The sequence below is a fragment of the Pseudomonas sp. GM49 genome (genome assembly GCF_000282355.1).
Lineage (GTDB): Bacteria > Pseudomonadota > Gammaproteobacteria > Pseudomonadales > Pseudomonadaceae > Aquipseudomonas.
On the sequence record NZ_AKJL01000234.1, the window covers coordinates 1 to 7,740 of the forward strand.

The 7,740-nt window shown below is 60.9% G+C and carries 7 protein-coding genes; 6 read left to right on the forward strand and 1 reads right to left on the reverse strand.

Translation table 11 applies throughout. From position 1 onward, the window contains the following. Positions 1 to 1,239: 5-guanidino-2-oxopentanoate decarboxylase (locus PMI29_RS08920; protein WP_008000899.1), on the reverse strand; the 1,239-nt coding region annotated here is incomplete at its 3' end. 150 nt (positions 1,240 to 1,389) lie between these two features. On the opposite strand from PMI29_RS08920, the gene PMI29_RS08915 reads away from it, so the two are divergent. The 6 genes from PMI29_RS08915 to PMI29_RS08890 all read left to right on the forward strand — a co-directional run bounded on the left by PMI29_RS08915 (position 1,390) and on the right by PMI29_RS08890 (position 7,585). Beyond that, complete coding sequence (locus PMI29_RS08915) at positions 1,390 to 2,295, forward strand: LysR substrate-binding domain-containing protein (protein ID WP_008000905.1); 906 nt, start codon at positions 1,390 to 1,392, stop codon at positions 2,293 to 2,295. A gap of 263 nt (positions 2,296 to 2,558) precedes the next feature. Then, positions 2,559 to 3,650 carry an ABC transporter ATP-binding protein gene (locus tag PMI29_RS08910; protein WP_008000912.1) on the forward strand — a complete coding sequence of 364 codons (1,092 nt, stop codon included), beginning with the start codon at positions 2,559 to 2,561 and terminating at the stop codon, positions 3,648 to 3,650. A 90-nt stretch (positions 3,651 to 3,740) separates the two neighbouring features. Next, positions 3,741 to 4,853, forward strand: a complete 1,113-nt coding sequence (locus PMI29_RS08905) for an ABC transporter substrate-binding protein (protein WP_007984193.1) — start codon at positions 3,741 to 3,743, stop codon at positions 4,851 to 4,853. A gap of 10 nt (positions 4,854 to 4,863) precedes the next feature. Beyond that, a complete protein-coding gene (locus PMI29_RS08900) occupies positions 4,864 to 5,736 on the forward strand; it encodes an ABC transporter permease (protein WP_008000914.1) in 873 nt (290 codons plus the stop codon). A gap of 7 nt (positions 5,737 to 5,743) precedes the next feature. Continuing rightward, positions 5,744 to 6,571, forward strand: a complete 828-nt coding sequence (locus PMI29_RS08895) for an ABC transporter permease (protein ID WP_007972057.1) — start codon at positions 5,744 to 5,746, stop codon at positions 6,569 to 6,571. A gap of 309 nt (positions 6,572 to 6,880) precedes the next feature. Beyond that, the gene (locus PMI29_RS08890; RefSeq protein WP_008000916.1) at positions 6,881 to 7,585 is read left to right on the forward strand and encodes a hypothetical protein; all 705 of its coding nucleotides are present in this window, start codon (positions 6,881 to 6,883) and stop codon (positions 7,583 to 7,585) included. Positions 7,586 to 7,740 lie beyond the last annotated feature (155 nt).

Genomic DNA, 7,740 nt, shown 5'->3' on the forward strand with positions numbered 1-7,740 from the left:
CAAACCGTAGCCGAGGGTGCCGTAGCCGCTGCCGGCGTTGAACCAGCTATTGGGGGTTGGCGCACGGTAGCCGAGGGCACCCTGGTACACCGGTTGAGTCGAATCACCGACGATCAATGGCTGTGGCAAGTGATCACGGAGCGTATCGAGCAAGGCTTGCATGCGGCTCTGCTGCGCGTTCCAGCCAGCCCGTTCGATGGCGTTGACCCGGCTTACCCGCTCGCCCGCCCAGCCGGCAACAGCCTGACGTTGTGGCAGTCGCGCCAGCAGCGAACGCAAGCCCTGTCCGGCATCACCGAGCAATCCGACTGTAGCTGTTTGCACACCGAGCACTTGCATCGGGTCGATGTCCAGACGAATCAGCGGCGCCTTGAACGACAGTGGACCGAGGCCGAAAAAGTCATAGTCGGTTTCACCCAGTTCGGTGCCGATAGCCAACACCACGTCGGCCTCGGCGAACAGTTCGCGACCATGGGCCGACGACTGCACACCGTCGAGCAGCAAAGGATGTTCGGGAGCCAGCAAACCACGGGCGTTGGTGGTCAACGCCACAGGGGCCTGAAGACGTTCGGCGAGCGCGGCCAGGACTTCAGCGGCCCGGCGCACGCCGCCACCCGCGAGGATCAATGGACGCTTCGCGTTGCTGATCAGGGCCACCGCAGCATCAATGGCTTCCGGCGCCGGGGCAGGCGCTGCCGGTAACGGACGCGGGCGCAGGTCCAGACCTTCGGCGGACATTTCCAGCACATCCAGCGGAATCTCGATGTGCACCGGCCGCGGCCGTGTACAGCCAAACAAGGCAAACGCCCGCGCCAGCACTTCCGGCAATTGCGCCGGGTGCTGCAACGTATGGCTGAAAGCGCAGACCCCGGCGACCAGCGCGCGCTGATCCGGCAGCTCATGCAGGTGACCATGACCCAGGCGCAGGTGTTCGCGACGGTTACAGGTGGAGATCACCAGCATCGGCACCGAATCCGCATAGGCCTGACCCATGGCGGTGATGATGTTGGTCATGCCGGGACCGCTGATGATGAAGCACACCCCGGGCTTGCCGCTGGCCCGGGCATAACCGTCGGCCATGAACCCGGCGCCCTGCTCGTGGCGCGGGCTGATGTGCTTCAGGCGACTGCCGTGCAAGCCGCGATACAACTCGACCGTGTGCACGCCGGGAATGCCGAAGACAGTTTCAACGCCATAGCCTTCCAGCAACTGAACGAGCGCCTGGGCACAACGGGGCATGCAGCACCTCCTGGATCAAGGGCCACGGTGGCCCAACGACGAATGGGGCTAGTATTGTTGAATCAACCGATACAACAATCGATTTTTTTTGGCCTGACTGTTCGATTTACATCACCATATGAGCCACTCAAAACAATAACGGGATGATTTATGCGTTTTCCTTCGATGACAGCCCTTCGCGCGCTGGATGCGGTTGCCCGCACAGGCAGCGTGTCGATCGCAGCCCGTGAACTGAACCTGACCCGCAGCGCCATCAGCCACCAGATCAGCAAGCTTGAGGAATGTGTCGGTTTCGCCCTGACCGAGCGCATTGGCCGGGGCATCGGCCTGACGTATCAGGGCGAACGCTATGCGCGGGAGGTGCACGGGATTCTGTTGAACCTTCTGGACGCCGGGCAGTTGGTCGATGACCAGGAGATTTCCGGACGGCTGTGTGTCAGTTGCGCGCCGGGGTTCGCCACCTATTGGCTGTGCCACCACATTGGTGCGTTCCTGCGTCAGTACCCGCAGGTGCAATTGCAGCTGATCTCGCCGCGGACACCGGACGACACCAACAACCCCGTCACCGATCTGTTCATTGCCTACGGCATCGGCGACTGGCCGGAAATGGTCGTTGAAGAGATTGTGGCGCTACGCTTTTTCCCGGTGTGCAGCCCGCGTCTGATCAACGCATTGAGCGGGCTGAAAAACCCGCAGGAACTCAGTGCCTACCCGCTGCTGCACATGACCGACTATTCGGACTGGCGCGTGTGGCTGACCGCTGCCGGTGCTTCAGGGGTCAACGCTACGAGCGGCATTCTGTTTTCCGATGCGCATTGCGCACAGTCCGCCTGCATAGCCGGCCAGGGCATCGCCATCGGCGACAACCTGATCAGCGGCGATGCCTTGTCCAAGGGTTTGCTGGTGCGTCCGTTCGACATCAGCATCGACCTGCACCGTGGCTATTACCTGGTCGCCGACCCACAAAAAGCCGATCGCGCGGTGGTCCAGGCCTTCAGCAACTGGGTCAAGACGCAGCTGCAGTCGTCCCACCAGACCTGGCAGGACACCTTCTGACAACCCCTTCCCCTGTAGGAGCGAGCTTGCTCGCGAAAAACCAGAGAACGCCGTTGGGTGTCAGTTTGGGCGCGTAATCGTTGGCGACCATCGCGAGCAAGCTCGCTCCTACAAGCTCTCTAATTGGGTAAAAAAATTAACCAATACGAGCAAAATAATTCCATTGATGTAGCGATATTTTTAACAATAATAAGCCCAAAGCCCATTTCGGATTCGCATCCGTCCTCGTACGTCTTATGGGCAATAAAAAGAGGAACTCCATAGTGTCCAGCCGTTCAGCGATTCAGCTCAGCGCTCAAGGTATCAGCCAGTATTACGGCCGTTTCGCGGCGCTGGATAACGTCGATCTCGACGTTCGCCAAGGCGAATTTCTTACCCTGCTGGGTCCGTCCGGCTCGGGCAAGACCACCTTGCTGATGATACTGGCCGGTTTCCTCAGCCCGACCTCGGGCAAGCTGATGGAACAAGGCGTCGACATCATCAAGCGCTCCGCCGAGAAGCGGAACTACGGCATGGTGTTCCAGGGTTATGCGCTGTTCCCGCACATGAGCGTGGCCGACAACGTCGCCTACCCGCTGCGCATCCGCAAAGTCCCGGCCGAAGAACGCAACCGCCGGGTCAAGCACATCCTTGAAGTGGTCGGCCTCGGTGCACACATGCACAAGAAGCCCGCCGAGATGTCCGGTGGTCAGCAGCAGCGCGTGGCGATTGCCCGGGCGCTGGTGTTCGAGCCGGAACTGCTGTTGCTCGACGAGCCGCTGTCGGCCCTGGACAAGAACCTGCGCGAACAGCTGCAAACCGAGCTGCAACGCATCCACCGTCAGGTCGGCACCAGTTTCGTGTTCGTCACCCACGACCAGAACGAAGCGTTGGCGCTGTCCTCGCGTATCGCGATCTTCAACCACGGCAAGCTGACTCAGGTCGACACCCCGGAAAACATCTACAACCGCCCCGAGAGTCGTTTCGTCGCCGAGTTCCTGGGCAAGATGAACCTGTTCCCGCTGGACAACCTGACCCGCAACGGCCAGACCGCCAGCGGCCGCTGCGGCACCAGCGTATTGCATGCCCAGGCGCCGAACGCACTGAGTGCGGCACCGATCGTGCTGGCCGTGCGCCCCGAGCACATGGAACTGCACAGCGAGTGCCCGACCCGGGACGGCTACAACGTGATGCCCGCACAACTCACCGACAAAGTCTATCAAGGCTCCAGTACCCATCTGGCACTCAAGGTCGGCGGCGATACGTTGCCAATCAACCTGTCCGTCCCCGGCAATCACCCGGGCGCGTCGATGGCCAGCGGTGCGCCGGTGTGGCTGAGCTGGCCGGTGCAGCAAAGCTTCCTGCTACAAGCCTGAACCCCAAAAAAACTGCGTCACAAAGCTCTCTTCCAATGACAACAAAAAGGCCGGTGTCCACGCAGACACCCGCCAACTGAGGACTTGCCCATGCGCCAGGATCACCAACAAGACTGCATCGAAGTGCTTATCGAAAAGGCCCGCGACGGTCAGATCAACCGTCGCACCTTCATCCAGGCCATGGGCCTGCTGGCCGCGGTGCCATTGGCGCTGCGCAGCGGCATCAGCTGGTCGGCGGACAAGCCGCTGGTGGTGGTCAACTGGGGTGGCGATGCCCTTAACGCGTTCCGTTCGGCGTGGACCGACACCTTCACCAAGAACACCGGCATCCAGGTGCGCATCGACGGCGCCGGCCCGACCGAAGGCGCAATCCGCTCGCAGCTGGCCAGCGGTCAACCAAGCTGGGACGTGGTCGACGTCGAGAGCTACAGCGCCATCGTGCTGGGCCGGGAAAAGATCCTGCAGCCGCTGGACTACAACGTGATCAAGCGCGATCAAGTGGCCCCGGCGCTCTCCTCCGATTTCGGCATCGCCAGCTACCAGTTCAGCTACGTGATGGCCTGGGACAGCGCAAAATTCGGCGACAACGGGCCAAAGACCTGGGCCGATTTCTGGGACGTAAAGAAATTCCCCGGCAAGCGCACGCTGTACAAATGGATGAACGGCATGCTCGAAGCGGCGCTCCTGGCCGACGGAGTTCCGGCCGATCAGCTGTACCCGCTGGACGTGCCACGGGCCATGAAGAAGATCGACGAGATCAAGCCTCACGTCCTGTCGTTCTGGAGCTCGGGTGCCGAGAGTCAGCAGTTGATGGTCGACGGCGAAGTGTCGGTGGGCGCGATCTGGCACACCCGCGCCAAGCTGCTCAGCGAAGACACCGACAACCGCGTGCGCTGGAGCTTCGACAACGGCTTTATCAATTCCAGCAGCTGGGCCGTGCTGAACGGCAACCCGGGCGGCACTCAACCGACCATGCAGTTCATCCAGCAAGCGTTGCAACCCGAAGGCCAGCTCAAGCTGTTTGAATTGCTGGGCAACGGCCCGTCGAACAGCGCCACGGAAAAACTGATGTCGGCCAAGCAACTGGAAGGCAACTGCGCGTCCGAAGACAACCTGAAAAAACAGATCGCTCTCAATGCCCAGTGGTACGCGGACAACTACTCCAAAGCCCTGGAAGAGTATCTGACGCGGCTGTCCAAGTGAGCCTGTGACCATGACTACCACTCTGACCTCAACCCTGACCACCCCCAAGCCCCGCTTCAGTTCGCCGGGGCTGGAGCGCAGCTTGCTGTTGTTTCCGCTGCCGGTGTTGCTGTTGGTCTTCTACGTGCTGCCGTTTCTCGGCGTGGTCGGCTGGAGCTTCTCGCTGCCCACTCCGGGCATCGAGCAGTACCAGCGCATTGCCACGGACCCGGCGATCCACGAGATGCTCTGGCGCACCTTGCGCCTGTGCCTGACCGTCAGTGGCCTGGCCCTGATGATCGGTTATCTGCTGGCGTACTGCTGGGTGTTCAGCCCGCCGTTCTGGCAGCGGGTGGTGGAGATCTGCATCTTCATCCCGTTCTGGATTTCGGTGCTGGTGCGGGCCTTTGGCTGGTTGATCGCCCTGCGCAGCAACGGTGTGCTCAATAACGGTTTGATGGACATGGGCCTGATCGATCAGCCGCTGCAACTGAGCCGCAATGAAATCGGCGTGGTCATCGGCATGCTCCACGTGATGATCCCGTACGCGGTGTTCCCGCTGCTGTCGACCATGCGTCAACTCGACCAGCGTGTGCTCATGGCCTCGCGCGGCCTGGGTGCCGGTGCCTTGCGCACCTTCTGGCAAGTGCTGCTGCCGCAGACCCTGCCGGGCATTCTGGGCGCGTTCATCATGGTCTTCGTGTTCTGCCTGGGCTTCTTCATCACCCCGGTGCTGTTGGGTGGCGGGCAAACGGTGATGATCGCCGAGTACGTGTTCCTGCAAATGTTCCAGACCAGTAACTGGGGCCTGGGGGCGGCACTGAGCGTGGTGTTGCTGGCCCTGGTCAGCGCGCTGATCTGGGTGCTGTTGAAAATGACCCGCGTGAACCGACTGGTAGGCTGAGATCATTATGAATACCCATCGCACAAGCCTGAGTACCCGGTTGCTGGCCGTGGTCGCCATGGCCTTCATGCTGTTCCCGCTGCTGACGGTCATTCCGGTGTCGTTCACCAGCAAACGCTTCCTGTCGATGCCCGAAGGCAACTGGTCGCTGCGCCACTACGAAGCGCTGGTGAGCAACCCGGACTGGTTCCACGCCATCAGCCAGAGCCTGACCATCGCCTTCGCCACCAGCGTCATCGCCACCTTGCTGGCCGCCAGTTTCAGCCTCGGTATCTGGTACATGCGCTCCAAATGGGCCACGGCCCTGATCGGCCTGGTGCTGTTGCCGATGGCGATCCCGCCGGTGATTTCCGCGCTGGTGCTGTACTTCATGGAGACCAAGCTCGGTCGCTTCGCGCCGGGCATGGGCTACGACACCCTGACCGGCGTGGTGATTGCCCACGTGATCATGGTGGTGCCGTACGGCGTAGTGACCATGCTGGTGGCCCTCAGCCAGATCGACCGGCGTATCGAACTGGCCTCGCGCAACCTTGGCGCCAGCCTGATGCAGACTACGTTCATGGTGATCCTGCCGAACCTGAAACTGGGTCTGGCCTCCACCGCACTGTTGGGTTTCGCCCTGTCCTGGGAAGAAGTGGCGGTCACGCTGTTCATCACCAGCGTCAACGTCGACACCCTGCCCAAGCGCATCTGGAGCGGCTTGCGCGATAATGTCGACCCAAGCGTCGCGGCGATTTCGGTGTTGCTGATCAGCCTGACCTTGCTGGTACTGATCGGCCGGTTGGTGGTTCAGCATCTGGCGGACAAGCGCGCGCAGAAGCTGCAGCACTCTTAAGCGCCACAAAGAAAAAAGCCCCGCGCTTGCCATACAAACGCGGGTTTTTTTTCGTTCAACCGCCGCAATCCCTGTAGGAGCGAGCTTGCTCGCGATGATCTCAAAGGCACCGCGTTCACCCAGAATGAACGCGTCATCGTTAACGTCAATCGCGAGCAAGCTCGCTCCTACAAGGGTGGGGGGCGAAAAACATGACCAGCCGCCTGTTGATCCGTGACAACACCGCCCCGGTCCAATAGATTAGTCGGCCTGAAAAAGCCCCCGGGCTTTCTCGCCCCTATTCAAGTTCAAAGAAGTAGTGAAATTTCAATGTCCGATTCCAATACCGCTGAATCCGTAGTCACCTTGTCGTCCAAAGCGGAATACGAAAACTCCATCAATCTTTCACAGCACGTACCCCAGGCGAAAACCATCAGCGAGATGGTCCTGGACGCTTTCCAGTCCACCCGCGAAAGCGACCAGATCCGCGAACTGCGCGCCGCGATCCGCCAGGCCCACGACAGCTTCGATGACGACAAGGCCTACGAGCTGATGGGTCAGCTCAAGCAGCTCAAGGACGCCGAAGCAGCGGACATCGCTGCGCTGGAAGACCTGAGCAGCAAGTTCCCGATCAGCCGCATCCTCTCCAGCTTCAAGGACGACCCGGCGTTCCAGGAAATCGTCTACGGCCTGGCCCTGAAGGTGCTGAACCAGACGCACCAGGCCATCAGCAACCCGAGTGGCGGCAAGAGCAAGGCCGCCAAGGCCAAGAAAGAAATCGAAGTGTTCACCATCAGCAAGGACGGCATCAGTGTCACCCTGCCGCTGCGCACGCCGCGCTCGCGCCTGAACGTCGACCGTGAAGCCCTGGAATTCCTCGGCTTCACCTTCATTGGCGAAGGCGAAGAGGCGGAACTGGAAAGCGAGACGTTCCTGGACAACAGCGGTGCCGAGCAAGCGGTCAACCGCAAGAACATCATCACCGCCCTGCAGCAGCAGACTGCGTTCGATGGGTACAGCATCGCTGCGCAGTGATACCTGTTGTTGTGGCAAGCGAGCTTGTCTGTGGCGAGGGGGCTTGCCCCCGTTCGGCGGCAAAGCCGTCGTAAACTCAGTGAATACGGTGTGCCTGAAAAAATGCGATGACAGGTTTTGGGGCCGCTTCGCAGCCCAACGGGGGCAAGCCCCCT